Source organism: Nocardia amikacinitolerans NBRC 108937, assembly GCF_001612615.1.
Classification (GTDB): domain Bacteria; phylum Actinomycetota; class Actinomycetes; order Mycobacteriales; family Mycobacteriaceae; genus Nocardia; species Nocardia amikacinitolerans.
In genome coordinates, this window is sequence record NZ_BDAU01000036.1 from 13,859 (window position 1) to 39,037 (window position 25,179).

A 25,179-nucleotide genomic window follows, 5' to 3' on the forward strand; every position below is an offset into this window, starting at 1 on the left:
AACGCCACGGTGACCAACAGACCAAGGTACCCGCGGTATCGGTGAAATCGCCGGGGCCGCGGTGTGATGTCGAGCGGCGAACCCGCTGCGCGAAATGGCTGGTGGGCCGGATTCGGTCCGTCAGGTCGCCGAGGCCGCGGTGCCGAGTCCCAGCGCGGTGAGGATTCCGGCGCTGGCCTGTTCGAGCCGATCGCGGACCTTCGGACTGCGCAGAAACGCCACCGCGCGGGCGGCGAGCAGGGCGAGCAGGACCATTTCGACGGCCGCGACGGTGCATTCGATCGCGCCGAGCGCGAGGGTGTTGAGAAAAGTGACCTCGGTCAGGAACTGGGGCAGCACGGCCAGGTAGAACAGGCCGACCTTCGGGTTGAACAGACACGAGACCACGCCCGCCGTGAACGCCGAGCGAACCGAGGGCGCGGTTTTCCCGCCGCTGGAATCGAATTCGGGATCGGCCGGTGCCCGCCGCCTGCGCAATTCGATGAGCGTGCGAATTCCCAAGTACACCAAATAGATTCCGCCGACGATCTTCAGCGCGCGATACGCGGTGGCGGATTGCTCCAGGAGCGCGGCGACGCCCGCGGCAACTACCACCGCCCACACCAGCCCGCCGAGCGCGGAACCGACCGCCGCGGCGATGCCGGGACGGGCGTCCACGATCGAAAAGCGCAGCACCAGAAACGAATCCGGCCCCGGAGTGAGGGAAAGCAGGACGCACAATCCGACGAAGCTCAGCAGCAGGGAGGGCGTCATCCACCGAGTGCAGCGCAGTTCTGTCGTCGACGCAACCGAATAATCCGGAGGTTGACAGAGCCGCGTGCGGTCTGCCAACCTCGGAACTGGTCATGAGTACCAGCGCTAAGCCCCGGCTAGCTGGTCGGCAACCCTCCTCCGCGGTGGGGTGCTCCGGGTGACGACCGGGCCGCCGCCCGACCGGGTGCGGCAAGCGCGGACTCGACGAATCTCTCGATTGCGAGTCCCATAGCCGACGGGATTACGTGATGACTTCTGTTGTGGACCAGACCTGCGCCGCCTTCGCCCGCGTCTCGGGTGACGATCTGCCGGTGCCGCTCGTGCAGGGCGGAACCCGCACCTACGCCAACTTCGACTACGCCGCGAGCGCGCCCGCGCTGGCCCAGGTCACCGACCGGATCCAGCGGTTGTTGCCGTACTACGCCAGCGTGCACCGCGGCGCGGGCTACGCCTCGCGCATCTCCACCGAGTGCTACGAGGCGGCGCGCGGTTCGGTCGCCCGTTTCCTCGACGCCGACGACGACCAGGTGGTGGTGTTCACCCGCAACACGACCGACTCGCTGAACCTGCTCGCGTCCTGCGTGCCGGGCGACACCGTGGTGCTCGACATCGAACATCACGCCAATTTCCTGCCGTGGACGCGGCACGGACGCCGGGTGGTGCGCGCCGCCGACACCGTCGCCGAGACCATCCGATTGCTGGTGGCGGAGCTGTGCAGCAAGCCCGCCGCGCTGCTCGCGGTCACGGGGGCGTCGAATGTCACCGGCGAGGTGCTGCCGTTGGAGCGGCTCGCCGACATCGCGCACCAGTGCGGGGCGCGCATTTTGGTCGACGCGGCCCAGCTCGCGCCGCACCGGCGAATCAGTCTGCGGGAGAAGGGTATCGACTACCTCGCCTTCTCGGGGCACAAGCTGTACGCGCCGTTCGGCGCCGGTGTGCTGGTCGGCCGCCGTGACTGGCTGGATCGGGCCGAGCCGCATCTCGCGGGCGGCGGTGCGGTCCGCGCGGTGAGCGCCGAGCACACCGAATGGGCGCCCGCGCCGCAGCGGCACGAGGCGGGTTCGCCGAACGTGCTCGGCGCTGCCGCGATCGCCGCCGCCTGCGACGCGCTCGCCGCCATCGACCCCGCGGCGTTGGCCGCGCACGAACGCCTCCTCGCCGACCGCCTGCGCGACGGACTGTGCGCCATCCCGGGCGTCGAGACGCTGCGCATCTGGTCCGACAGTCCCGATTCCGTCGGCATCGTCGCGTTCACCGTCGCGGGCTTCGCACCCGGCCACGTCGCCGCCTACCTTTCCGCCGAACACGCCATCGGCGTGCGCGACGGCCGCTTCTGCGCCCACCCGCTGCTCGCCCGCCTCGGCCTCGACGGCGCACTGCGCGCCAGCATCGGCCTCGGCACCACGTCCACCGACATCGACCGCCTCGTCGACGCCGTCGCCACCCTTGTCCACCGCGGCCCCTCCTGGAACTACGCCGAAACCGACGGCCTCTGGAACCCCACCCCCGAAACCCGCCCCTTCACCGCCACCCCCACCACCGGCGCCACCCCCTGCCTCATCGCCTGATCCTCGGCCGCGGTTTCGCGGCGCGTTGGGAGCGGTGTCGGCGGGATACTATCGGCGAGACCGTTCCCGACCCTGAGGTGGACCGATGAGCATTCTGCCCGCGTGGGCGACCGATCCGGGGGCGCTGCTCATCACCGAGGCGGGTTACGACGCACTGCCCGAGGACGTGCAGCGGCAGATCGAGGTGGTCGACGGTCACGTCATCTTCTGTCGCAGCGGGAGTTTCCAGCACAACAATGTGGCCAGGCGGCTGGCCAACGCTCTGGAGCAGGCACGCCCTGCCGAACCGTGCACCGGCGTCGTCACCGACTTCGAGATGCACTACGTCAAAGGCAGGCCGGGCAGTCCAGGGTTCTCCTTCCGCAGGCCCGATGTGGTGCTGCACCGGTGTGTCGAGGAGGACCGCAAGCTCACCACCGCCGACGCGCTGCTGGTCGTCGAGGTCGTCTCACCCGGATCGGAGTACACCGACACCGTCGACAAGCGGGCGGAATACGCGCACGAGGGCATCCCGATCTACCTCGTGGTGCACCTCGATGCCGAGCGCCGCGTGAAGATCGTTCAGGAATACCGCCTGGACTGCGCGAGCCGGACCTATCGGCTCGCTGAAACCCATCAGGACGCGCTGCGATTGACCGGCCCGTTCCCGATGGAGGTCGCGTTCAAGGAGCTGGACGGCTCCTGAGCCCACTCAGTCCTCCAGCGAGGACGGGCGGTGGTAGCGGCCGTTGTAGTACAACAGCGGTGCGGCGGCGGGCTTTTCGTCGGTGTTGTCGTGGACGCGGGTGACCAGGCCGACGACGAAGGTGTGGTCGCCGATGGGGATGAGTTGCTGGACGACGGCGCGGACCCAGATGGGGGTGCCGTGCAGGACGGGTTCGCCGGTGTCCAGGGTGGTCCACAGGGAGCGGTCGGTGAAGCGTTCCTCGGCGGAGCGGGAGAAGCGCTTGGCGATGTGCTGCTGGTGTTCGCCGAGGAAGTGGATGACCACGGAATCGGCGTCGAGCATCGCGGCCATGCTGGACGAGGTGTGCGCGATGTTGAACGACACCAGCGGCGGTTCCAGCGAGAGCGAGGCGAAGGAGGTCGCGGTGAAGCCGACCGGTCCCTTCGGGCAGGAGAGCGTGACCACGGTGACGCCGGCCGGATAGTGACGCATGGACGCGCGGTACTGCTCGGCGGTGATGCCGCTCAGGTCGTCGGGAATCCGGACGCCGGTGCGCGGCTGCGGTGCTTCGGTCACATGACGAAAGTACGCCCGATTCGCCGAATTCGGCTCGCGCGATTGTTGTTCGATTGCCGTTCGCCGGGGAAACTCGCAGCTCACGCGGCAGTGTGAGATTCAGTCCACATCGATCGGAAGCCCGGCGGTGATCCGCACCAACTCACGGAACGACGTACGGAACAGCGTGTTCGGATGCCCGCCCGCCGCCCACAGCTCCTGGTGTCTGGCCAACGCGTTGTCCACCCAGGTCGGCAGGTTGGTGGGATGCCCGACCGGCGCGACCCCGCCGATCGGCTGACCGGTCACCTCCCGCACCAACGCCGCGGGCGCGCGGGTGAGCGTGCCTTCGAGCCGCGCACCGGTCTGGGTCAGGTCCACCTCGTGCGCCCCGGAGACGAGCAGCAGCACCGGATCCTCGTCCAGCAGGAACACCAGCGATTTGGTGATCGCGCCCACCTCGACGCCGAGGACGCGCGCCGCGTCGGCCGCGGTTCGGGTGGGTGTCGGTTGGCGGAGGATGACGCCGTGATGGCCGCGCGCGATCAGCGTGTCGGCGACCCGGCAGGCGACCGGAGGTAGCTGGGCCCTGCTCATGAATTCAGGGTAAGTGCGGCTGCGCATTTGCTCCTGTCGACGAAAGACGCGCCGCATTCCCCCGGACGGCCCGCGGAAGAGGCGTATACGCTGTACAAATGACTGACTGGCAGGCTTTCACCGTCGAGACAAAGGACCACGTCGCGCAGGTGACGTTGACCGGCCCCGGTAAGGGCAACGCGATGGGCCCGGACTTCTGGCGGGAACTCCCCGAGATCTTCCGCGGCCTCGACGCCGATCCCGAGGTACGCGCCATCGTGCTCACCGGCTCGGGCAAGCACTTCTCCTACGGCCTCGACCTCCCGGCCATGGCGGGCACCTTCGGTCCGCTGCTCGCCGACAAGGCGCTCGCCGCGCCGCGCACCGACTTCCTCAAGGAGATCCGGCGGATGCAGGACTCGGTCACCGCGGTGGCCGAGTGCGTCAAGCCGGTGATCGCGGCCATCTCCGGCTGGTGCATCGGCGGCGGCCTCGACCTGATCGCGGCCGTCGACGTCCGGCTGGCGAGTGCGGACGCCAAGTTCAGCCTGCGCGAGGCCAAGGTCGCGATCGTCGCCGACATCGGTTCGCTGCACCGGCTGCCCGGCATCATCGGCGAGGGCCACCTGCGCGAGCTCGCCTACACCGGCAAGGACATCGACGCCGCGCGCGCCGAGAAGATCGGCCTGATCAACGACGTGTACCCGGACCAAGAGGCGGTGCTGGACGCGGCGCACGCGATGGCGCGCGAGATCGCCGCGAACCCGCCGCTCGTGGTGCAGGGCGTGAAGGACGTGCTGGACCAGAAGCGCGCGTCGGAGGTGGCCGAGGGCCTGCGCTACGTCTCGGCGTGGAACGCCGCCTTCCTGCCGTCGGAGGACCTGACCGAGGCCATCCAGGCCGTGTTCGAGAAGCGGGAGCCGCAGTTCAAGGGTCGATGAACGTTTGCGTCGAGCGTCCACGCGCCGACATACTTGCGGTAGGCAACTAATTGATTGGCGCAAGTAAAGGTGGCGGTGCGTGGACGCGGACGACCTCTCGATCGACACCATCGCGGTGCAACTGACCCGGCTCCAGCGCATCCGCGACCGGACCGCCTTGCAGATCCGCACCGAGGACCGCGTCGACCCGGCCGTGTTCGCCGTGCTGTTCCGGTTGCTGTGCGACGGTCCGATGCGCTCGGGCGCGCTGGCCGAGGCGGTGTACTCCGACGCGTCGACGGTCAGCCGTCAGGTCGCCCAACTTGTCGAGCGCGAGCTGGTCCGGCGCACGGCCGACCCCGCCGACGGACGCGCGACGGTGCTCGAGGTGACCGAGCGCGGACGGGAGGTGGCCGAGCGGATCCGCAGGCGCCGCCACGACAACCTCACCCGGGTGATGGCCGAATGGACGCCGGACAACCGCGCGCTCTTCGCGGACCTGCTGCGCCAGTTCGTCGACGATTTCGAACGCGCGCGACCCATGATGGTCGCCGGGCGGCGGCTGACGAATCCGGATGAAGCGGAGCGGAATTCGTGACCACTCCGACCACCGTGACGTCGCAGGCGGGATTCACCCACCGGCAGATCCTGACCATCCTCAGCGGGCTCATGCTTGGCATGCTGCTCTCCTCGCTGGACCAGACCATCGTCTCGACGGCGATCCGCACCATCGCCGACGATCTCGACGGCTACGCGCTCCAGGCCTGGGCCACCACCGCCTACTTGATCACCGCCACCCTCACCACGCCGCTGTACGGCAAGTTGTCGGACATGTTCGGCCGCAAGCCCTTCTTCATGGCGGCCATCAGCATCTTCGTCGTCGGCTCGCTGCTGTGCACGCTCGCGCAGTCGATGTACCAGCTGGCCGCCTTCCGCGCCGTGCAGGGCATGGGCGCGGGCGGGCTGATGTCGCTGGCGCTCGCCATCCTCGGCGACATCGTCGGTCCGCGCGAAAGAGCCCGCTACCAGGGCTATTTCCTCGCGGTTTTCGGCACGTCCAGCGTGATCGGCCCGGTGCTCGGCGGCGTCCTAGCCGGGCAGGACACCATCCTCGGCGTCAGCGGCTGGCGCTGGGTGTTCCTGGTCAACGTGCCGGTGGGACTCGTTGCGCTGGCGGTGGTTTCGCGAGTGCTGCGCTTGCCGAAGAAGCCGCACTCCACCGATCGGGTCGACTGGTGGGGCGTGCTCGTGCTTGCCGTCGGACTGGTGCCGTTGCTCATCGTCGCCGAGCAAGGGCGCGAATGGGGTTGGGGCAGCGTCGCTTCGGTGACTTGCTATGTGATCGGCGCGTTCGGCGTCGTCGGGTTCGTCGTGGTCGAGAAGGGGCTGAAGGACGCGGCGCTGATCCCGTTGCGAATCTTCGGCAACCGCACCTTCGCGCTGGGTGTCGTCATCTCGTTCGTGGTCGGTGCGGCCATGTTCGGCGGTATCTCGCTACTGCCGCAGTACCTCCAGGTGGTGCGCGGCGCGAGCCCGACACTGGCCGGTCTGCAAATGCTGCCGATGGTGCTTGGTCTGATGCTCGGTTCGATCCTGTCCGGCCAGTTGATCTCGCGGACCGGCCGCTACCGGATCTTCCCGATCATCGGCGCGACCACGCTGACGCTCGGTCTGTTCCTGCTGCACTTCCTCGACGCCGACAGCCCGCTGTGGTTGGCCATGCTCTTCATGGCCTGCACCGGTTTCGGCCTCGGCAACCTCATGCAGCCGCTCACCCTCGCCTTGCAGAACGCGTTGCCGCCCAAGGACATGGGCGTCTCCACCGCGGCCGCCACCTTCTTCCGGCAGATCGGCGGCACGCTGGGCGTCGCGGTGTTCCTGTCCATCCTGTTCGCGCGGATGACACCGAACATCACCGACGAACTGCACTCCGCCGCAAGCGACCCGGAGTTCGCGCGGGCCGTCCTCGCCGGTGCGCAGAGCGGCAACCCCGCCGACGCCGCGCTGGCCAAAGGCCTGCTCGCCCAGGACACTTCGGCCGCGGGCGAGGTGCTGAAGGACAGCTCGATCATCCAGCAGCTCAGCCCGGAGCTGGCCAGACCCTTCCAGGTCGGTTTCGCCGACTCCATGTCGACGGTGTTCCTCGCCGTCACCGTCCTCTCGCTGCTCGCGCTGATCCTCGTGCTGTTCTGGAAGGAAGTGCCGCTGCGCATGGTCGGCGGCATCCAGGCGGCAAACGACAACGTGGTGGACACCGAGACGCGGCTCCTCGAACAGACCGGCCTGCCGCTGCCCGGCGGTGCGACCGTGGAGCCGCCGCTGGACCAGAGCGCGGGCCGCGAGAGCGCGCGGCGCGGTGTGGACGGTCCGGATTCGTGACCGACGGCCGGCTGCACGACGCACGCTCGCAAGCGGGAAATGTTGCGGCCATGGCGGTTTCGCTGCCGGGGAAGCCGCCGCGGCCGCGTGGCGTCGGAAATGGTCGAAGCGGTTGGGGAGGTGCGGGCGAGTCCTGCGGATTGCGAGTGTGCGGGGTGAATCCCCGTGCAGGGTGGGGAAGGTGGATTCTCCTGAGGGGGTGGGGGTTCGAGCCCTAGGGGTGGCTGTTCGGCGGGGTTTCGCTCCCTACCTTGAGAGAGGTCAACATCAACCTCGCTTTCCAGGAGCAGTGAAATGCGAATCAAGTCCTTCCTCGCCGCTGGCCTTCTTGCCACCGCAGCCGTCGCCGGGGTGTCGACGGCTGCCACGGCGAACGCCGCGCCGACCTACCAGGCGACCGGCTACGGCGCCACCTACATCGGCACCTACGCCACCTTCGAGGCCTGCCGCGCCGACGGCGTCTCGCCGAGCACCGGCGGCTACTACTGGGAGTGCGTCGAGGCCTGGGACGGCTGGGACCTCTACATCTACTACTGACCCGCGAAACCACCCGTAATCGGTGCTCGGAGCACCGTGATCGGTTCCCCAGGGACGTCCGGCGCGCCGGGCGTCCCTTTCGCGTAACGGAGAACCCTTCGGGGACAACGAAAAGGCGGGAGGTCCGTACGGACCTCCCGCCTTCGTCGTGCGGCTCAGTGGCCGCCCTTCTCCTGCAGACGCTTGAAGGAGGCTTCCACCTCGGCCTCGGCCTCGGCGCGACCGACCCACTCCGAGCCCTTCACGTACTTGCCCGGCTCCAGGTCCTTGTAGCGCTCGAAGAAGTGCTTGATCGCGGCGAGCTCGAACTCCGGCACGTCGGCCAGGTCCTGGATGTGGTCCCAGCGCGGGTCGCCCGCGGGCACGCACAGCACCTTGGCGTCGCCGCCCGCCTCGTCCTCCATCTTGTACATCGCGACAGGGCGCGCCTCGACGATCACGCCGGGGAACACCGAGTCGGGCAGCAGGACCAGCGCGTCCAGCGGGTCACCGTCCTCGCCGAGCGAGTTCTCGATGAAGCCGTAGTCGGCCGGGTAGGCCATGGAGGTGTAGAGGAACCGGTCGAGCCGAACACGGCCGGTCTCGTGATCGACCTCGTACTTGTTGCGGGAACCCTTGGGGATCTCGATGGTGACGTCGAACTCCACGCCATCTCCTTCTGTGCTGCATCCGGTGGCTCGAGCGGGCACGACCGCCGACTCGCCAGGTTGTTCGGGGGAACGGTAGCGAAACGAGGATAGTGTGATCGGTGGGGCCGAGGTTTTGAAGGGCATGGGTGCGCCGGGTGGCGCGGCAGCCGAGTCAGGGAGACGACGGGTACGTGGTTGGCGGGAACAAGAGAAATATCGGTGACTTGGCCGCACGGCGCCGCCGCAGAATGTGGATCGGATTCGGGGCTACCTTCAGCGTGCTGCTGATCGCGGCCGCCGGTGCGTTGGTCGTCGTCCAGCCGTGGACCCCGGAGTTCCGGCACGGCGGGCTGACCATCGCCGCGCCGCCTCCGCCGGTGAAGCCGTTTCCGCAAGTGGCTCCCGCGCCGTCGAACGCGCCCGCGCCGAGCCCGGCCGGTGTGGCTGCGGCGCTCGGTGGCGCGCTGGCCAATCCGGATCTCGGCACGTTCGCCGGTGTCGTCACCGACGCCGACAGCGGGACCACGCTCTGGAGCCAGGATCCGGGCACGCCGATGATTCCGTCGTCCACCGCCAAGATCCTCACCACCGCGGCCGCACTGCTCGCCCTGCCGCCGGACCAGCGGGTCACCACCAAAGTGGTCGCCGGGACGGCGCCGAACGAACTGGTGCTGGTCGGCGGCGGCGATCCGACGCTGACCGCGCAGGCCGACGGCAAGGGTTACTACCCGAAGGGCCCGCGCCTCGCCGACCTGGTCGCGCAGATCAAGCTCGCCGGAAGCACGGCGGACACCATCGTGGTCGACACCACCGCCTTCGCCGGGCCGACCATGGCGAAGGGCTGGGAGGACTCCGACATCCCCGGCGGCTCGATCGCCCCGATCGAAGCGGTGATGATCGACGGCGGCCGCATCGAACCGCTGGTCGAATACTCCCCGCGCACCTCGACCCCCGCGCTGGACGCCGGACGCAGGCTGGCCACCGAACTCGGTCTCGACCCGTCTCGGGTGCGTGCGGGCAAGGCGGCGCCGGGCGCGGCCGAGGTGGCGAGCGTGCAGTCCGCGCCGCTGCGCGACCGGCTGCGCGACATGATGGTCTACTCCGACAACGTGCTCGCCGAGACCATCGGCCGGGAGATCGCGGTGGCGACCGGACACGAACCGTCGTTCGGCGGCGCGGTCGCCGCCGTGGCCGCCACACTGGAGAAGGCCGGCTTCGATCTGAACGGGGTGGTGATGCACGACACCAGCGGACTCTCCACCGACGACCGCGTCCCCGCGCGTCTGCTGGACAAGATCGTCGCCACCGCCGCCCAGTCGGCCGGTGACGCGCTGACCCGGCCGACCGGCACGAAGGCCAGGCCCGCAGGCGAGAAGCTCGCGGCGACCCTCGCGCCGATGCTGGACGATCTGCCTGTCGCGGGCGCGACGGGCTCGCTGGCCAGCCGATATGTCACCCAGAACCGCGGCGGCGCAGGATGGGTGCGCGCCAAGACCGGAACTCTCTCGGTGGCCAGCACGTTGGTCGGGTATGTGCTCGACCGGGATGGCCGGGTGCTGACCTTCGCGTTGATGTCGAACGACCGGCCGCCGGAGGTGAGCAGGCCCGCGTTGGACGCCATCGCAGGCACGCTGCGCAACTGTGGATGCTCGTGACGGGTGGTTGACCATGATCGAAGGCGCTGACAAGACACGCGAATCCGCCGTCGCCGATTCGGCATCGGACGGCAAGGCGCGACGTCGCTCCGGCCTGTCCGGCGCCGTCGACTGGCGGTTGGCCGCGCGCACCGGATCGGCCCTTGTGCCGCCGGGGCCGCGCACCTCGCGCTACTCGGCCGAGCAGGTCGTCGCCGAGCTGGCCGAGGCGTCGGTGCGGGCCGAAAGACCGGTTCGCGAGGTGAGCGGACTGCTCGACGATCAGCCCGTGCCCGCGGCGCGCATCGTCGACCGGCCCGGTTGGATCGGCGCGGCCGCCGACTCCATGGCCCAGCTCACCGGCACCGGCGGCGATACACGGGGTCGCGGCGGCTTCGCGGGCAAGCCCGCAGGCGTGCAGGCGGGCGCCATGCTCGCGTTCCTCTCCACCGCCATCCTCGGCCAGTACGACCCGTTCACCGGGCCGGACGGCACGCTGCTGCTCGTCGCGCCGAACATCATGGCCGTCGAGCGCGCGCTCGGGGTCCCGGCAGCCGACTTCCGGTTCTGGGTGTGCCTGCACGAGGTGACCCACCGGGTGCAGTTCTCCTCCGCGCCCTGGCTGGCCGAGTACATGCGCAACAACGTCGACGTCCTCTCCGAGGTCGGTGACGAACCGCTGACCGACATGCTGACCCGCTTGGTCGAGGAACTACGCGACCGCCGCCGCGGTACCGCCAACGACGATCCGGCCACCCGCGGCGTCGTCGGCTTGCTGCGCGCCACCCAGGCGCCGCCGCAGCGCGAGGCCCTCGACCGGCTGCTCATGCTCGGCACCCTGCTCGAAGGCCACGCCGACCACGTGATGGACGCCGTCGGTCCCACGGTCATCCCGTCGGTCGAGCAGATCCGCGCGGCGTTCGACAAGCGCCGCAAGCGCCCGACCAACCCGATCCAGCGCATCCTGCGTGCCCTGCTCGGCGTCGACGCGAAGGTCGCGCAGTACGTCCGCGGCAAGGCGTTCGTCGACCACGTCGTGGGTCGCGTCGGCATGGAGCGGTTCAACGTCGTGTGGTCGAATCCCGAGACGCTGCCCCGGCCCGACGAGATCGAGAACCCGGACCGCTGGATCGCCCGCGTACTGGGCTGAGCGAACTTCCGGGCCCACGTCGGTACGGCCGATCCAGTGCCGTGCGGAGGTACCGATGCCCGTCCGCAAAGGTTGGACAAGCAAAGCCGACCGAAGGTCACCCTTGATCGGCCCACCGGTGCACGCAGGTCGGGTGAATGAAGGTCACGTCCAGTCGGTCTGGCGGGATGAAGGCGGCCTTCGGTCGGTTACCGCGCCGACCATCCTGGACGCGGCACCAGCTCTCGGTTGGCAGACAGATCCATTCGGCGCTCCCGTGCCGTCCAGATGGAGGCAGACGTTGTCGCTGCAGACGGCAACGGGCACCGCCTGCTCGGCGCGGCTGAGCATGGTCGTCCGCTCGCCGAGCGGTGTGCCGCGTCCGCTCGGCGCTCCCGTGCCGTCCAGGTGGAGGTAGATGTCGTCGCCGCAGACCTCGCGGGCAGCGTGGACCGCTGTTCGGCGCGGCTGAGCGCGGTCGTCGTCGGCTCGCCGAGCGGTGCGCTGCGTCCGCTCGGCGCTCCTGTGCCGTTCAGGTGGAGGCAGTCGTTGTCGCCGCAGACGGCAACGGGCACCGCCTGCTCGGCGCGGCTGAGCACGGTCGTCGTCGGCTCGCCGAGCGGTGCGTCTAGTCCACGATTCCCGGGCGCCATCACCGCATCGGAGGCGGCGAGACATCGGTAGTGTCCTCCCCATGGGCCGTGCGGTACGAGCGACGCCCGGGCAGCGTGAGGCGACCGGGCCTACCGCGGGCAGCGCTGGTTCGGGCGGCGCGGGCAACGCTGGTCCGGGCGTGGGCAGCGCTGGTTCGGGCGGCGCGGGCAACGCTGGTTCGGGCGTGGGCAGCGCTGGTTCGGGCGTGGGCAGCGCTGGTTCGGGCGGCGCGGGCAGCGCTGGTTCGGGCGTGGGCAGCGCTGGTTCCGGTATGGGCAGCGCTGGTTCGGGTGGACCGCGCAGGTTGCCGGAGACCGCGGCGGTGCTCGAGGTCCGGCGCGCGGTGCGTGCGTGGGCGGGGGAGTACTTGGCGCAGGGTGCGTCGGTCGCGGTAGGCCTCTCCGGCGGAGCGGACTCACTGGCTCTGACGGCCGCGGCGGTCGTAGAGCTCGGACACGTCGACGCGCTGATCGTCGACCATCGCCTGCAAGAAGGCTCGGGGCAGGTGGCGGCGGACGCGGCCGCGGCTGCCCTCGCGCTCGGCTGCCGATCGGCCCACGTGCTCGCGGTGGACGTCGGCAGCGAAGGCGGCTTGGAGGCGGCGGCGCGCACGGCCAGGTACGCGGCGCTGGACGCCGCCCGCCACGGCGCACCCGTCCTGCTCGGCCACACCCTCGACGATCAGGCCGAGACCGTGCTGCTCGGACTCGCCCGCGGTTCCGGCGGACGCTCGATCCAAGGCATGGCGGCCTACGCCGAACCGTGGGGCAGGCCCCTGCTCGGCGTCCGGCGGGCCACGACCCGCCAGATGTGCGCCGACCTCGGCCGCGCACCGCACGAGGACCCGCACAACCTGTCGCCCGAATTCACCAGGGTCCGGCTGCGCACCGAGGCGTTGCCGCTGCTCGAGGACGTACTCGGCGGCGGCGTCGCGGCCGCGCTCGCCCGCACCGCCGAGCAACTGCGCGAGGACGGCGCGCTGCTCGACGTGCTTGCCGACGAGTTGCTGGAGGCCGCGAAGGTGCCCGGCCCTGTCGCCGACGGTCCCAGCGGCGTCGATGATGAGGTGGCGCTGTCGATCGAGATGCTCGCCACTGCGCCCGCCGCGCTGCGCCGCAGGGCGATCCGCTCCTGGCTGCTGCAGGGCGGGGCGAAAGCCCTGACCGACAAGCATTTACGGGCGGTGGACGCCCTGGTCACGACGTGGCGCGGGCAGGGAGGGGTGGCCGTCGGCGGCGGTACACCGGACACGAGGTTGGTTGCCGCGCGCGAACATGGCAGGCTGACACTGCGCGAACACGACCGATGTCTGCGCAGTGACTGATGCCGAGCGGGATCGATCGAAACCAGCGGCGCACAGGAAGGGAAACCAACTGACGTGTACGGGGACGACATCGCGTCGGTGCTGATCACCGAGGAACAGATCGCCGCCAAGACCCAGGAGCTTGCCGAGCTGATCGCCAAGCGCTACCCGGCCGACGCACCCGAGGGCGACCTGCTGCTGGTCGGTGTGCTCAAGGGCGCGATCTTCTTCATGACCGATCTGGCCAAGGCGCTGCCCATCCCGACCCAGATGGAATTCATGGCCGTCTCCTCCTACGGCTCGTCGACCTCGTCCTCGGGCGTGGTGCGGATCATGAAGGACCTGGACAAGGACATCGCGGGCCGCAATGTGCTGATCGTCGAGGACATCATCGACTCCGGCCTGACGCTCTCGTGGCTCAAGCGCAACCTGTCCACCCGCAACCCGGCCTCGCTCGAGGTGGTCACCCTGCTGCGCAAGCCGGACGCGCTGCGCACCCACGTCGACGTGGCCCACGTGGGCTTCGACATCCCGAACGAGTTCGTCGTCGGCTACGGCCTCGACTACGCCGAGCGCTACCGCGACCTGCCCTACATCGGCACGCTCGATCCGAAGGTGTACGGCGGGTAGCCGACCGAAGGTCACCTTCATCGTGCCGAACGGCCGATGGGCGCCTTCAGTCGGGTAGTAGCGCGAAAATGGTTGCGGGGGAGCCGGACCCGCCGCGGTAGAGGGGGCTGCCGACCAGGATCCAGGCACCGGTCGCGGGGAGTTCGGCCAGGTTCGCCAGGCATTCCAGGCTGATCCGGTGCTCGCGGTAGAGCAGCTTGGACACCGTGTACGCGTCGTCGGCGCCCACATCGGGGCCGAAGGTGTCGATGCCGAGCGCGCCGCGCCTGCCCAGTCGTCCCGTCCGCAGCAGCCACTCCACCGTCTCGACCGCGAATCCGGGCTGGCGACCGGACGATTCGTCGACGCCGATGAAATCCGGGCCGCCCCACTTGGCGTCCCACCCCGTCCACGCGACGACGGCCGCTCCGTCCGGGATGCGGCCGTGCCGCGATTCCCAGCGCCGCAGATCGTCCACGGTGACGGCGTAATCGCGGTCCGCCGCGCACCGCTCGCGCACGTCGACCTTCACCGCGGGCAGCAGCAGATCGGCCAGATCGAGTTCGTCGGCCGCCAGCCCGTCGGCGTGGAAGTGGATCGGTGCGCCCCAATGCGTTCCGGTGTGCTCGCCCTGCTGGATGTACCGCAGGTAGTAGCCGTCGTTGGCGACGGTGGCGACGATGTCGGTGCGGAACTCCGGGTCGCCTGGGAAGATCGGCGTCGTCGCCGGATCGTGCACATGCGACAGGCTGACCAACCTGCCGAACGGTGGTTTCATCGCGCTCCTGGGTTGGTGCTCACAAACCCGGCACCGTGACCCGCCGAAGCGCGTACAGATCCTGTTCCATGGCACGGAACAGCAGGTAGACCACGACGAAGGCGACGATGCTCGCGATGCACATTATCCGCAGTGCGACGATGATTTTGGCCAGGTCCGGGGGATGCAACAGAGTCGATCCCGCCACCGCGATGAGCGGAATGGACGCGGCGAGCACCAGATACACGCCGCTGCGGCGGCGCAGCGCGCGCAGATCGTCCGCCTCGGAGCGCTCGATTCCGCCCTGCCCCAAGAACATCGGGTACACGCATCGGATGATGTAGAAGTTGGTCAGCAGGAACGGATACGTCATCGCGATGACGCCCGAGATGGTGTGCAGGATCATGAAATGCGTGTAGTCGCTGGCGGATACCACGTCGGGGGTGCCGCGCAACGCGAGCGGATAGACCAGGCCGGAGATCAGCCACATGGTGAAGATGATCAGCGCGGCCCAGTCGCCGAGCCGCACGGCCGAGGCGCGCGCCTTGTGCAGCACGGCTTCGTCGTAGCGGACGCCCGCTGCCAAACCGTGCGGCACCGTGATCAGGTATCTGGCCAGGTAGACCAGCAGCACCGTTCCGATCGCGAAGCCGAAGCCGTTGACGATCACCGAGTAGATCTCGAACTGCCGCTGGGTCTGCGCGGACTGCCTGTGGTGCATCAGCATGTTGTTGTGGTCGATGTTGTAGATCGAGGCCAGGATGTTGGGCACGCCGATGGCAAGGGCGATCAGCACCACCCGCCACGGGCGCAGCCGCACCCGCCAGCTGTGCTCGGGCGGGTCGACCAAGTCGCGGGCGCGCGCGTCCAGGCACAGGTCCAACTGCTCGGCGAGCACCGCGCCGTTGCGCCAGCGCCGCCGCGGGTCGGGCTCGAGGCAGGTCAACAGGACCCGGCGCAGCGCGGGCGGACAGTCGGCGGGCAGCGTCGCGAGCGCTGCCGCGGGCATGCCGGCTCGGCGGGCCCGCAGCGCCGCCTCGACGGTGGGTGGGTCGTCGGCGAAAGGCCGTGTCCCGGTCAGCAATTCCCACAGCAGGACGCCGAGCGCGTACAGATCGCTGCGGCCGTCCGGCGCCGGGGCATCGGGGTCGAGTGCGGCGGCGAGCTGTTCGGGGGAGCGGTAGGCGAGCCAATCACGAAGCGCCGCAGGTGAATCGGGTGGCGTGGCGGTGCCGTCGCCGGGCGCGAAGTCGGCCAGCTTGGGTGTGCCCTCGCTGGTGAACAACACGTTGGCGGGGGCGATGGCGTGGTGGGCGATGCCGTGGCGATCCGCGTACCCGAGTGCGTCGGCGAGGCGGCGACCGATCCACGCCACCGTCTCCGGCCAGCTCAGCTCGGCGAGCTCGGCGCGCACCGGGGAGTCCGCGGGCCGGATCTCGCCCTTCGCCTCGATCGCGGCGTCCAGCGCGCCGAGCAAGAGCGCGCCGCCCATACCCTCGTCCACGACGCGGCGCCGAGCCAGCACCTCCGCCGCGGTGCCGCCCGGCAGGTACTGCATGTAGACAAGCCTGCCGATCTCGCCGTCGAAGGCGAGCATCCGCTGATCGAAGACGCGGACGATGTTCGGGTGATCGAGCTGCACCATGGGTTGCGGGTCCACGCCGCCCGCCGCCGCGATCCGGACCGCGACCACCCGCTGCATGGACAGCTGCTTGGCCAGGAAGACCCGCCCGGCACGGCCGTTGCCGAGTTCGGTCCGCAGGTCGAAATCGTCGATCCGCTGACCGGGTACTAGGTCGGCGGGATCGCGGTCGACCCGCACCACCCCGGCGTGGCCCTGCTCGCCGGTGAGCCGGGCACGCACCGCGTCTGCCACTTCGGGATACTCCGCGAGGAAGTCCTCCAGCGGCAGCGGGCCGCGTCCGCGCCGGGCGGCGAACTCCTCGCAGACCAGATCGGCCAGCTCCGGGCTGGCGTCGACCTCCGGAAACTCCGCCCGATACTCCGCGATCCGCTTGATCGGTCCGCGTCCGCTCCATCGGTGCCGCAGGTCGATGCGGACCAGGTCGGCGAGCACGGCGGTGCGGACCTCGGTGCCGTCGGGCACGTAGTCGGCGAGGTGCGGCGGGCTTTCCCGTGCGGCGTGCAGGCAGTGTCGCCAAGCGGCGGTGAAGCGGGCGACCGGATCGACGTGCGTGACGGTCATGGACGCTCCGCGGCCGCGCGCGGCCGGTCGTCGTATCGGGCCGAGCCGCTCTGCGCTGCGGGTGCGCCGGGCTCCCCGCTCGGCGCGACTACCCGCTCCAGCGCGCGCAGGTCGGCCTCGAGCGCGCGGAACAGCAGGTACGACCCGATGAACGCGATGATGGCGCCCGCGCAGAGCACGCGCACCGCGACGATCACCATGGGGATGTCCTCTGGCGGCAGGAAGGTCACCCCGGCCACCGCGAGCAGCGGCACCGAGGCCGCGATCGCGAGGTACAGGTTGCAGCGGCGGTCGAGCGCGCGCAATCTGCCCGCGTCCTCCGGACTGATGTTCCCGTGCCGCAGGAAGATCGGATAGATGCAGCGGATCAGGTAGAAGGTCGCGAGGAAGAATGGATACGACGCCGCGATGGCGCCGCAGACCACCAGCGAGGCCATGAAGTGCACGACGTCGCGCCCTGTGACGTCGCCCGTGGAGAGCTCCATCGCGACGGGGAAGGTGAGCGCCGCGAGCACCCACAGCAGGAACGGGATGGCCACCGCCCGTTCGCCGAGCAGCAGCGTGTCGGTTCTGGCGCGGCGCAGCGTGTCCGGGTCGTAGCGTTTGCCGTGGCGCAGCCCCTTGGTCACCCGGAGCATGTAGCGCATCGAGTAGATGATGGTGATGAACCCGATCGGGAAGAACACCGCGTTCACCAATCCGGTGATGATCAGGAAGGTGCGCTGCGCGTCCTCCGGCATTCGTTCGACGATGAGGTTCTGGTTGTGCTGGATGTTGTAGAGCGAGGCGAGCATGTTCGGCACGGCGATGGCGACGACCATCACCGGCAGGATGTAGGGCTGTAGCCGCTCTCGCCAGCTGCCCGGTTTCGGGTCGACGAGGCCGCGCGCTCGTTCGTCGAGGCAGAGGTCGAGCTGTTTGGCCAGCGTCGCGCCGTTGGACCAGCGCTCGCTTCGCTCCGGTTGCAGGCAGGTCAGCAGCACGCGGCGCAGCGCGGCGGGACAGTCCTTCGGTATCCGGGCCAGCGCCGCGGCGTCGACGCCGACGCAGCGCCGCTCCAGCATGGCTTCCAGCGTGGTGTCGTCGCCGCGCTGGCCCGCGCCCGCGGTGCTGTCGTCGTAGGGCTTCGCGCCGGTGAGCAACTCCCACAGCACCACGCCGAGCGAGAAGATGTCCGAGCGGGTGTCCAGATCGGCGGCGGACCGGGCGCGGCCGGGGTGGCAGGCCTCCAGCTGTTCTGGCGACATGTAGGCAAGCGAGCCGCCGAAGTAGGCGACCGGGCTCGTTCCCTCCACATTGCGGCTGAAGCTGATGTTGAAATCGGCCAGCTTCGGCACGGCCTCGGCGGTGAGCAGCACGTTGGCCGGTTTCACGTCGCGGTGCAGCACGCCGTGCGCTGAGGCGTAGTCCAGCGCCTCGGCCAGCCTGCGGCCCAGCCACGCAACGGTCTCCGGCCAGCTCAGCGCGGCGATCTCGGCGCGCACGCTGGAATCGGTCGGCCGGATCTCGCCCTTCTCCTCCATCGCCGCGTCCACCGCGTCGAGCAGCAGCTGGCCGCTGCGTTCCTCCGGCGGGGTGGCGCGCACCCAGCGCAGCACGCCGAGCAGCGTGCCGCCGGGCAGGAACTGCATGTAGAGCAGGCGCAACCGACGCGCGGTTCCGTCCGCCTCGCCCGCGTCGAGCAGGCGCTGATCGAAGACTCGCACGATGTAGTCGTGATCCAGCTGGGCCAGGGTCTGCGGCTCGGTGCCGTGGTCGGCGGAGATCTTCACCGCGACCAGCCGCTGCATGGATCGCTGCCTGGCCAGGAAGACCCTGGCGAAGGCGCCGCTGCCCAGACCGGTCAGCAGGTCGAAGTCGTCGACGCGCTGACCGATCTCGATGCGGTCCAGCGGGTCGAGACGACCCGGTCCGGTATCCATCGTGGTGCCGATCGCGGTTTCGGTTCCGCCCAGATCGGCGGCCCTCGTAGCCTCCGCCGTGTGGTTCACCTCGGTACCACGAACGGGTGCGGTGGTTCGGTTCAGCGCGGAGGTCTGGTCGGTGCCGGTCGCGGGCATGGTTCCGTCGAACGCGGCGCGGGTGGAGTCATCGGTCGCGGACTCGCGCGTCTCGTCGATCGCGGCCGTGTTCGTCCCGTCGATCGAGGGCCGGGTGGAGTCGTCGGGGGCCTCGGGCGGGGTTCGTCGGGTGCTCTGATCGACGTCGTCGGCATTCAGCAGACCGCGTAACTCGGCCGCTTGGTTCGGATATTCGCGCAGGCATTCCCGCGGGTCGACGCGCTCGCCGCTCTGGCGCCGGACGACGAATTCCTCGTACACCAAACTGGCCGGTATGTTCTCGCGTTCGAGCTCGGGGAATTCGGCGCAGTATTCGGTCAATCGTTTGCGCCGAAGGGTGGGCGGAGGCGTTTCCTGGCGGCGCGCTCCGAGCGCGGGCCTGCGCAGCCATCGGTGCCGCATATCCACCCGGATCAGTTCGATCAGCGCCTCACGGCGCAGGGTGCGCGCGTCGGGCAGGAACGCGGTGATCTCCGGTAGCGGTCCGGGGCCCTCATCTGGGGCGATGTTGATCGCGGCGGCCCACGCCGCGGCGAAGGCCTCCACCGCGACGAGCTCGGATCTGAGCGACTGGCCGCCGGACTCGGAGTCGGAACCCGCGTCCGGGCGGGTATTTCTATCGGAGTCGGCACTCATTCTCGGACCTACTAGCTGTGGCGGAGTTCGGGAAATCCGCACTGGTCGGTCGGTGGCTGCACCGGATAAAATCCGCCACACCCGACGTCATCGTCCCCCGAGCAGTATCGGGAATGATAACTTGCGCCACAACAGCGGATCACCCGATTTCGACAACGATGCGACGGGGGCGAATCAGCACATGCACAACAAGGCTACGGCGGTGGCGGAAGGCTTGGCCGCGATCACCGAAACCACGAGCACCGAACCATTGTCCGCCCGGGAGGCGCCCATGGGCGAGAGTGAGCGAGGGGGGCCGTACGCCGACGGGCAAGCTGAGGCGCCGCGCGGTCCCGCGGTGACCATCGTCGCCGGCGTGCACGAGGGCTCGCTGACGCCGACCGAGGTCGTCGACGCGACCATCGAACTCATCGCCGCCGAGGACGGAACGACCAACGCGTTCAGCGTGGTGCGCGCCAAGCGCGCCGTCGGCGAGGCCATCGCGCTGGAACAGCGGGCGGATCTGGACGTGCTGCCGATGGCGGGCGTTCCGGTGGCCGTCAAACACAACATCCCGGTGACCGGCGAGACCGTGCTGTGCGGGTCGGCGGCGACCGACACCGGCCCGGCCACGGCCGACCACCCGGTGGTGCGCAGGCTGCGCGCCGCGGGCGCGGTCGTCGTCGGGCTCACCACCGTGCCCGAGCTGGCCCTCTGGGCGATGACCGACGACCAGCACCGCGTCACAAGGAACCCGTGGAACGTCAAGCGCGGCGTGGGCGGCTCCTCTGGCGGCGCGGCCGCTGCCGTCGCGGCCGGGTTGGTTCCGGTGGCGCACGGCAACGACGGACTCGGCTCGATACGCATTCCGGCGGCCGCCTGCGGTGTCTACGGCATCAAACCGGGCAGGCACACCGTGCCGTCGGATGTCGGGGTGGACTCCTGGGGCGGCATGGTGGAGAACGGCGTGCTCGCGACGACCGTCGGTGACGCCGCGCTCGCGCTCTCGGTGATGGCCGCCCGTCCGGACCTAGCCGAGCTGGATCCACCGGGCCGACTACGCATCGCGCTTGTCGTCACCCCACCCTCCCGTTTCGCCCGCGTCGACCCGCACTGGGCCGCCGCAGCGCACAAGGCCGCGGCCGTCGCCGCCGCCGCGGGACACCAGGTGGAGACGACAGCGCTGCCGTACGGCAACGCCGTGCTCGCGTTGCTGCTCCGCTGGTTGACGGTGGCGTTGCCCGAAGCCGCCACCCTCGCTCATCCCGAACGTTTGCAACCGCGCACCCGCCGTCACCTGGCGATCGGCCGCTTCGTCCAGCGGCTCGGACTGGTACGTGCCGCGCAGGTCGACCGGATCGAAGCCCGGTTGCTCGAATTCTTCGAAGACTACGACGTGGTGATCACTCCCACGTTGGCCACCGCGCCGCCGCGAGCGCGGGCCTGGCATCGCAAAGGCTGGCTCGCCAATGTGCTCACCGGCTTCCGCTTCTCGCCGTTCACGCCGATCTGGAATCTGGTCGGCTGGCCCGCCGCCTCCGTGCCGATGGGCACGCATCCCTACTCGGACACCCCCGTCGCCGCCCAGCTGGCCGGTCCGCCCGGCAGCGAAACCACCGTGCTCCGGCTTTCCGCGCAACTCGAACAGCTGCACCCCTGGCGGCGCACCGTTCGCTGACGGTGCGCCGGGAACCGCTCAGCTGGCCAGCGGCTGCTGGGTGGAGAAGCCACCCTCGACGGCGCGTGCCGCGAACTCCAGGATGGTCGGGCGGGTGTCGTCGGCCCGCCACGCGACGGCGAGCTCGCACGGCGCGAGTCCGGTCAGCGGCCGCGCGGTGAGACCCGGCCAGCGGTACATCGGCACGTTGTTCTCGGCGAGCAGGCAGACACCGAGGCCGAGGCTCACGGCCTCGAGCTTGTCCTCGGGCGTCGCCGCCTCCGCGCCGATCTTGGGCTGACGGCCGTTGCGCGCGTCGTTGCCGAGCCAGAAGTCGCGCACCGCGCCCGCTTCCGAGGGCAGCGCGATGAACGGCTCGTCGAGCAGGTCGGCGAAGTCGATGCTGTCCTGATCGGCGAGCGGATGGTTCTCCGGAAGCAGCACCCAGCGCGGCTCGGTGCGCAGGACCTCCCAGCGGTACCGGTTCGGGTCGGGTAGCGGCAGCCAGACCAGGGCCAGATCGGCCTGCCTGCCCGCGAGACCGCTTGACGGGTCGGTCCACGAAGCGGCGTGCAGTGCCAAGCGATGGCCGCTCGCGCTCTCCAGATCGTTGAGCAGTCCGCGGCCGAGCGCGGACTGAATGCCGACGCGCAGCACCTCGCCCGCCTCCTGCAGGGAGACGTTGGTGACCTCCCAGAGCTCCAGGATCTTGCGGGCGCCTTCGAGCAGCTCCTTGCCCGCGACGGTCAGCGCGACGCTGCGCTGGTTGCGGTCGAACAGGACCACGTCGAGCTGGCGTTCCAGCTGACGGATCTGACGCGACAGGGTGGGTTGTGCGATGTGCAGCCGCTGAGCGGCGTTGGTGAAATGCAGTTCCTCAGCGACGGCGACGAAATACCGCAGGTCGCGCAAATGCGGGTCCATAGCCCCTTGCTATCAGAATCAGTCCTCAATTTCCAGCCTTATCAGGCCGAAAAGTTTGGATACGGGCACCGAAACAGTCGGCAGGTTTGTTAGGGACAGCATATTGCTTGGCATGGTCATCTGCATCATCGGCTCGGCGAATTTCCGGCACCCGCCGCGGCTTTGCCGCTGGCCGCATTCCTTGGTCGCTTGACCAGCGCTTATGTTACCTGCCCGTGATCTGCGGTCGGGTTCGCCGGGTTGATTCGCAAACGCAGTGACCGAACAGAAACCCTTCGCTGAGCGGCGGGAGCTTGTTACGACGGAAAAGAGTGATATTAGTCACAAATTGATTGGATAGCGGTGCAGGCCGAGTGACGGCATCCGCCACCAGGTGTCCGCCGGGATGCGACATCCGGCACATACGACGGAGGCGCTGTGATCGGCGGCAAACCGCGATCACAGCGCCTCTGACCCGCCCGGGGTACTCCTTACACGCTCCTGGCGCGCTCCTCGTAGGCCTTGCGCTTCTCCGCGTCGACGTCGTCGAGGAACGCGTGGCTCGCGCCGAGCGCCCGCGCGATGCCGTCGCCGACCGCCTGCGGAAGCAGGCCGACGACCTGGGAGACGATCCCGGCCACCGCGGTGACCCTGACCTTCGACCGCGGCGACTCGATAAGCCCGACGATCGCGTCGGCGATCTCCTCCGGCTCGGCGGGACGCAGCAGCTTCGGCGCGGTCACGCCGGAGCCGAGCTCGGTGTTGGTCAGCGTCGGCAGCACCGAGGAGAAGCGCACGCCGGACTCGCGGTACTCCTCGCGCAGCGTGTCGGTGAAGCCGAGGACCGCGTGCTTGCTCGCGTTGTAGGTGGCCAGACCGGGGATGTGCGTCTCGCCGGCGAGCGAGGCGATGTTGATGACGTGCCCGCTGCGGCGCGGCAGCATCCTTGCCAGTGCCAGCTTGGAGCCCAGGATCACGCCGTAGACGTTGATGTCGAGGATCCGGCGGGTGATCTGATCCGGCTCGTCGACCAGCCTGCCGGTCGGCATGATGCCGGCGTTGTTGATCAGCACGTCGATCGGACCGATGGTGCGCTCGACCTCGTCGAGGAAGGACCCGAACGAGGTCGCGTCGGTGACGTCGAGCTTGCCGTACAGCTCGAAGTCGCGCGCGGATCCGGACTCCTTGACGGTGGTCTCGTCGACGTCGCCGATCGCGATCTTGGCGCCGAGCGCATGCAACGCGGTGGCGGTGGCCAGGCCGATGCCGCGGGCGCCGCCGGTGATGACGACGACTTTGCCTCGGATCTTCGCCGGGTCGGTCACTTGTTGTCTCCCTTGAGTTTCAGCAGTGCGGGAATGTCGATGCGGCGCAGTCCGCGCGCGCCCGCGGCGCGCATGGCGCCGAGCGCGGTGAGCAGCTTGGGGACCTGGTACGGGTACCAGAACAGTTCCTTCTGCTGGGTCGGCAGGATCGGCTTGGTGATCGCCTGCTGGCGGCAGTACTTGCGCACGCCGTTCGCACCGCCCCAGCGCGCGCCGACGCCGGAGAGGCCCCAGCCGCCCATCGGCAGCGCGTAGCTGAACAGGTTGGCGAAGACGTCGTTGATATTGACCGCGCCCGCGTTCAGCTGGCGGGCGATGCGCTCGCCGCGGTCCTTGTCGCCGGTCCACACCGAGGCCGACAGGCCGTAGACGGAGTCGTTGGCCAGCCGGATCGCCTCGGCCTCGTCGGCCACTTTCATCACCGGCAGCGTCGGCCCGAAGGTCTCCTCGGCCACGCACGACATGCTGTGGTCCACGTCGACGAGCACCGTCGGCTCGAAGAACGTGCCCTGGCCGGTGCGCTTGCCGCCGGTGAGCACCTTGGCGCCCGCCGCGACCGCCTCCTCGACGTGGCGCTGCACGATGTTCACCTGGTTCTCGTTGGCCAGCGCGCCCACGTCGTGCTTCAGCTCGCGACCGTCGATGCCCTGGCGCAGCGCCTTGACGTTGGCGGTGAGCTTGGCGACGAACTCGTCGTAGACCGGCGCCTCGACGTACACGCGCTCCACCGAGATGCAGACCTGGCCCGCGTTGAACATGCCGCCGAAGGCGATGCCGTGCGCCGCGCGATCGAGGTCGGCGTCGGCGAGCACGATGGCCGGATCCTTGCCGCCGAGCTCGAGGCTGTACGGAATCATCCGCTCCACGCAGGCCGCCGCGATCTTGCGGCCGGTGGCGGTCGACCCGGTGAACTGGAGGTAATCGACATTGCCGACCACCGCAGCGCCGGTCTCGCCAGCGCCGGTCACCACCTCGAACACCGGCGGCGCGCCGATTTCCCGCCAGCCCCTTGCCAATTCGAGCGCGGACAGCGGGGTCACCTCGGACGGCTTGAGCACCACCGCCGCGCCCGCGGCCAGCGCCGGGATCACGTCCATCACCGGCATGGCCAGCGGGAAGTTCCACGGGGTGATCACGCCGACCACCGGGTACGGGCGGTAGGCGGTGGTGAGCTTCTTGACCCTGGCCAGCGGGCTGTGCGGCGACGGGTGATCGTCGGCGAGGAACTTCGCGGCGCGACGGGCGTAGTAACCGATCAGGTCGGCGCCGAAGGCCGGGTCGATGAGGGCGTCGGCGCGCGGCTTCGAGGTCTCCGACTGGAGCACGTCGGCGAGGTGCTCGGTGTTGTCGATCAGCCAGTCCTGCAGCTTCAGCAGCCATTCCTTGCGGCCGTCGGGGCCGATGGCCTCCCACTCCGGCTGGTAGAGCCGCAGCTCGCGCACCGTGGCCGCGACCTCGTCGGCGCTCTGCGTCGGCACCGTGCCGACGATCTGGCCGGTGCCGGGATTGCGCACCTCGATGACGGCAGGCGCGTCCTTCTTGGCGGCCGGTTTACGCGTGGACGCCTTCTTCGCCGCGCTCGGCGCGGACTCGGTGTTGGTCACTGCTGTTCTCCCACTGACGTTGTGTGCGCCGCGGTGCTCGGTGTCGAGCCGCTCCGACGCTGTGAATCAGCTCACTGAACTATGATCGTGACACAATGACCGGGGAGTTTCTTGGCTCATTTTGTCAACCGGATCGGGC

The 25,179-nt window shown here is 69.5% G+C and carries 22 protein-coding genes and 1 riboswitch; of the genes, 12 read left to right on the forward strand and 10 right to left on the reverse strand.

Annotated elements, in window-relative coordinates:
* Positions 1–120 precede the first annotated feature (120 nt).
* A complete protein-coding gene (locus tag NAM01S_RS25945; protein WP_067789924.1) occupies positions 121–753 on the reverse strand; it encodes a LysE family translocator in 633 nt (210 codons plus the stop codon).
* Between the two features lie 88 nt (positions 754–841).
* Positions 842–955: riboswitch (SAM riboswitch) on the forward strand.
* A gap of 46 nt (positions 956–1,001) precedes the next feature.
* Here NAM01S_RS25945 and NAM01S_RS25950 point away from each other — a divergent pair.
* Positions 1,002–2,321 (forward strand): aminotransferase class V-fold PLP-dependent enzyme, encoded by a 1,320-nt coding sequence (locus NAM01S_RS25950; protein ID WP_067789928.1) that lies wholly within the window; start codon positions 1,002–1,004, stop codon positions 2,319–2,321.
* An 85-nt stretch (positions 2,322–2,406) separates the two neighbouring features.
* Positions 2,407–3,006: a Uma2 family endonuclease gene (locus tag NAM01S_RS25955; protein ID WP_067789931.1), complete on the forward strand. Its 600-nt coding sequence runs from the start codon at positions 2,407–2,409 to the stop codon at positions 3,004–3,006.
* A gap of 6 nt (positions 3,007–3,012) precedes the next feature.
* On the opposite strand, the gene NAM01S_RS25960 is transcribed toward NAM01S_RS25955, so the two are convergent.
* Both NAM01S_RS25960 and NAM01S_RS25965 read right to left on the reverse strand, forming a co-directional pair.
* Entirely contained in the window at positions 3,013–3,564 is a 552-nt protein-coding gene (locus NAM01S_RS25960) for a flavin reductase family protein (protein WP_067789933.1), read from the reverse strand.
* A 99-nt stretch (positions 3,565–3,663) separates the two neighbouring features.
* Positions 3,664–4,140 carry a YbaK/EbsC family protein gene (locus NAM01S_RS25965; RefSeq protein ID WP_067790083.1) on the reverse strand — a complete coding sequence of 159 codons (477 nt, stop codon included), beginning with the start codon at positions 4,138–4,140 and terminating at the stop codon, positions 3,664–3,666.
* Positions 4,141–4,238: 98 nt separating this feature from the next.
* On the opposite strand from NAM01S_RS25965, the gene NAM01S_RS25970 reads away from it, so the two are divergent.
* From NAM01S_RS25970 to NAM01S_RS25985, 4 genes are all read left to right on the forward strand, one after another.
* A complete protein-coding gene (locus NAM01S_RS25970; RefSeq protein ID WP_067789936.1) occupies positions 4,239–5,060 on the forward strand; it encodes a crotonase/enoyl-CoA hydratase family protein in 822 nt (273 codons plus the stop codon).
* Between the two features lie 79 nt (positions 5,061–5,139).
* Positions 5,140–5,637 (forward strand): MarR family winged helix-turn-helix transcriptional regulator, encoded by a 498-nt coding sequence (locus tag NAM01S_RS25975; protein WP_067789939.1) that lies wholly within the window; start codon positions 5,140–5,142, stop codon positions 5,635–5,637.
* Positions 5,634–7,418, forward strand: coding sequence for an MDR family MFS transporter (locus NAM01S_RS25980; protein WP_067789942.1), 1,785 nt, complete (start codon positions 5,634–5,636; stop codon positions 7,416–7,418). The genes NAM01S_RS25975 and NAM01S_RS25980 overlap by 4 nt, the downstream gene beginning before the upstream one ends.
* A 294-nt stretch (positions 7,419–7,712) precedes the next feature.
* Positions 7,713–7,955, forward strand: a complete 243-nt coding sequence (locus tag NAM01S_RS25985) for a hypothetical protein (protein ID WP_067789945.1) — start codon at positions 7,713–7,715, stop codon at positions 7,953–7,955.
* Between the two features lie 155 nt (positions 7,956–8,110).
* Here NAM01S_RS25985 and NAM01S_RS25990 read toward each other — a convergent pair whose 3' ends face one another.
* The gene (locus tag NAM01S_RS25990) at positions 8,111–8,602 is read right to left on the reverse strand and encodes an inorganic diphosphatase (protein WP_067789948.1); all 492 of its coding nucleotides are present in this window, start codon (positions 8,600–8,602) and stop codon (positions 8,111–8,113) included.
* Positions 8,603–8,832: 230 nt separating this feature from the next.
* Here NAM01S_RS25990 and NAM01S_RS25995 point away from each other — a divergent pair, with 230 nt between their 5' ends.
* The 5 genes from NAM01S_RS25995 (at position 8,833) to hpt (ending at position 13,934) form a co-directional block, all read left to right on the forward strand.
* Positions 8,833–10,239 (forward strand): D-alanyl-D-alanine carboxypeptidase/D-alanyl-D-alanine-endopeptidase, encoded by a 1,407-nt coding sequence (locus NAM01S_RS25995; RefSeq protein WP_084483310.1) that lies wholly within the window; start codon positions 8,833–8,835, stop codon positions 10,237–10,239.
* Positions 10,240–10,252: 13 nt separating this feature from the next.
* Complete coding sequence (locus NAM01S_RS26000) at positions 10,253–11,368, forward strand: Rv3626c family coenzyme F420 biosynthesis-associated protein (protein WP_084483319.1); 1,116 nt, start codon at positions 10,253–10,255, stop codon at positions 11,366–11,368.
* 267 nt (positions 11,369–11,635) lie between these two features.
* Positions 11,636–12,031, forward strand: coding sequence for a hypothetical protein (locus NAM01S_RS36230; RefSeq protein ID WP_218018468.1), 396 nt, complete (start codon positions 11,636–11,638; stop codon positions 12,029–12,031).
* Between the two features lie 241 nt (positions 12,032–12,272).
* A complete protein-coding gene (gene tilS, locus NAM01S_RS26005; protein WP_067789951.1) occupies positions 12,273–13,325 on the forward strand; it encodes a tRNA lysidine(34) synthetase TilS in 1,053 nt (350 codons plus the stop codon).
* Positions 13,326–13,379: 54 nt separating this feature from the next.
* Positions 13,380–13,934 carry a hypoxanthine phosphoribosyltransferase gene (gene hpt, locus NAM01S_RS26010; protein WP_040773205.1) on the forward strand — a complete coding sequence of 185 codons (555 nt, stop codon included), beginning with the start codon at positions 13,380–13,382 and terminating at the stop codon, positions 13,932–13,934.
* A 46-nt stretch (positions 13,935–13,980) separates the two neighbouring features.
* Here the strand turns inward: hpt and NAM01S_RS26015 are convergent, their stop codons facing one another.
* From NAM01S_RS26015 to NAM01S_RS26025, 3 genes are read right to left on the reverse strand one after another with little or no spacing between them, the layout of a single operon-like run.
* Positions 13,981–14,691, reverse strand: a complete 711-nt coding sequence (locus NAM01S_RS26015) for a cyclase family protein (protein ID WP_067789956.1) — start codon at positions 14,689–14,691, stop codon at positions 13,981–13,983.
* 19 nt (positions 14,692–14,710) lie between these two features.
* Positions 14,711–16,876, reverse strand: a complete 2,166-nt coding sequence (locus NAM01S_RS26020) for a serine/threonine protein kinase (RefSeq protein WP_067789959.1) — start codon at positions 16,874–16,876, stop codon at positions 14,711–14,713.
* Complete coding sequence (locus tag NAM01S_RS26025; RefSeq protein ID WP_084483311.1) at positions 16,873–19,572, reverse strand: serine/threonine-protein kinase; 2,700 nt, start codon at positions 19,570–19,572, stop codon at positions 16,873–16,875. Before NAM01S_RS26025 ends, NAM01S_RS26020 begins: the two co-directional genes overlap by 4 nt.
* A gap of 271 nt (positions 19,573–19,843) precedes the next feature.
* On the opposite strand from NAM01S_RS26025, the gene NAM01S_RS26030 reads away from it, so the two are divergent.
* Positions 19,844–21,229: an amidase gene (locus NAM01S_RS26030; protein ID WP_067790090.1), complete on the forward strand. Its 1,386-nt coding sequence runs from the start codon at positions 19,844–19,846 to the stop codon at positions 21,227–21,229.
* 18 nt (positions 21,230–21,247) lie between these two features.
* Here NAM01S_RS26030 and NAM01S_RS26035 read toward each other — a convergent pair whose 3' ends face one another.
* The 3 genes from NAM01S_RS26035 to NAM01S_RS26045 form a co-directional block, all read right to left on the reverse strand.
* Positions 21,248–22,132, reverse strand: coding sequence for a LysR family transcriptional regulator (locus NAM01S_RS26035; protein ID WP_067789962.1), 885 nt, complete (start codon positions 22,130–22,132; stop codon positions 21,248–21,250).
* A gap of 470 nt (positions 22,133–22,602) precedes the next feature.
* Entirely contained in the window at positions 22,603–23,436 is an 834-nt protein-coding gene (locus NAM01S_RS26040; RefSeq protein ID WP_067789965.1) for an SDR family oxidoreductase, read from the reverse strand.
* On the reverse strand, positions 23,433–25,040 hold the full coding sequence (locus tag NAM01S_RS26045; RefSeq protein WP_067789968.1) for an aldehyde dehydrogenase family protein: 1,608 nt from the start codon (positions 25,038–25,040) through the stop codon (positions 23,433–23,435). The genes NAM01S_RS26040 and NAM01S_RS26045 overlap by 4 nt, the downstream gene beginning before the upstream one ends.
* Positions 25,041–25,179 lie beyond the last annotated feature (139 nt).

Coding starts and splice junctions, on each gene's coding strand:
- NAM01S_RS25945 (WP_067789924.1), bottom strand. CDS start 753: ATGACGCCCTCCCTGCTGCTGAGCTTCGTCGGATTGTGCGTCCTGCTT.
- NAM01S_RS25950 (WP_067789928.1), top strand. CDS start 1,002: ATGACTTCTGTTGTGGACCAGACCTGCGCCGCCTTCGCCCGCGTCTCG.
- NAM01S_RS25955 (WP_067789931.1), top strand. CDS start 2,407: ATGAGCATTCTGCCCGCGTGGGCGACCGATCCGGGGGCGCTGCTCATC.
- NAM01S_RS25965 (WP_067790083.1), bottom strand. CDS start 4,140: ATGAGCAGGGCCCAGCTACCTCCGGTCGCCTGCCGGGTCGCCGACACG.
- NAM01S_RS25970 (WP_067789936.1), top strand. CDS start 4,239: ATGACTGACTGGCAGGCTTTCACCGTCGAGACAAAGGACCACGTCGCG.
- NAM01S_RS25985 (WP_067789945.1), top strand. CDS start 7,713: ATGCGAATCAAGTCCTTCCTCGCCGCTGGCCTTCTTGCCACCGCAGCC.
- NAM01S_RS25995 (WP_084483310.1), top strand. CDS start 8,833: ATGTGGATCGGATTCGGGGCTACCTTCAGCGTGCTGCTGATCGCGGCC.
- NAM01S_RS26000 (WP_084483319.1), top strand. CDS start 10,253: ATGATCGAAGGCGCTGACAAGACACGCGAATCCGCCGTCGCCGATTCG.
- NAM01S_RS36230 (WP_218018468.1), top strand. CDS start 11,636: ATGGAGGCAGACGTTGTCGCTGCAGACGGCAACGGGCACCGCCTGCTC.
- tilS (WP_067789951.1), top strand. CDS start 12,273: ATGGGCAGCGCTGGTTCGGGTGGACCGCGCAGGTTGCCGGAGACCGCG.
- NAM01S_RS26015 (WP_067789956.1), bottom strand. CDS start 14,691: ATGAAACCACCGTTCGGCAGGTTGGTCAGCCTGTCGCATGTGCACGAT.
- NAM01S_RS26020 (WP_067789959.1), bottom strand. CDS start 16,876: ATGACCGTCACGCACGTCGATCCGGTCGCCCGCTTCACCGCCGCTTGG.
- NAM01S_RS26025 (WP_084483311.1), bottom strand. CDS start 19,572: ATGAGTGCCGACTCCGATAGAAATACCCGCCCGGACGCGGGTTCCGAC.
- NAM01S_RS26030 (WP_067790090.1), top strand. CDS start 19,844: ATGGGCGAGAGTGAGCGAGGGGGGCCGTACGCCGACGGGCAAGCTGAG.
- NAM01S_RS26035 (WP_067789962.1), bottom strand. CDS start 22,132: ATGGACCCGCATTTGCGCGACCTGCGGTATTTCGTCGCCGTCGCTGAG.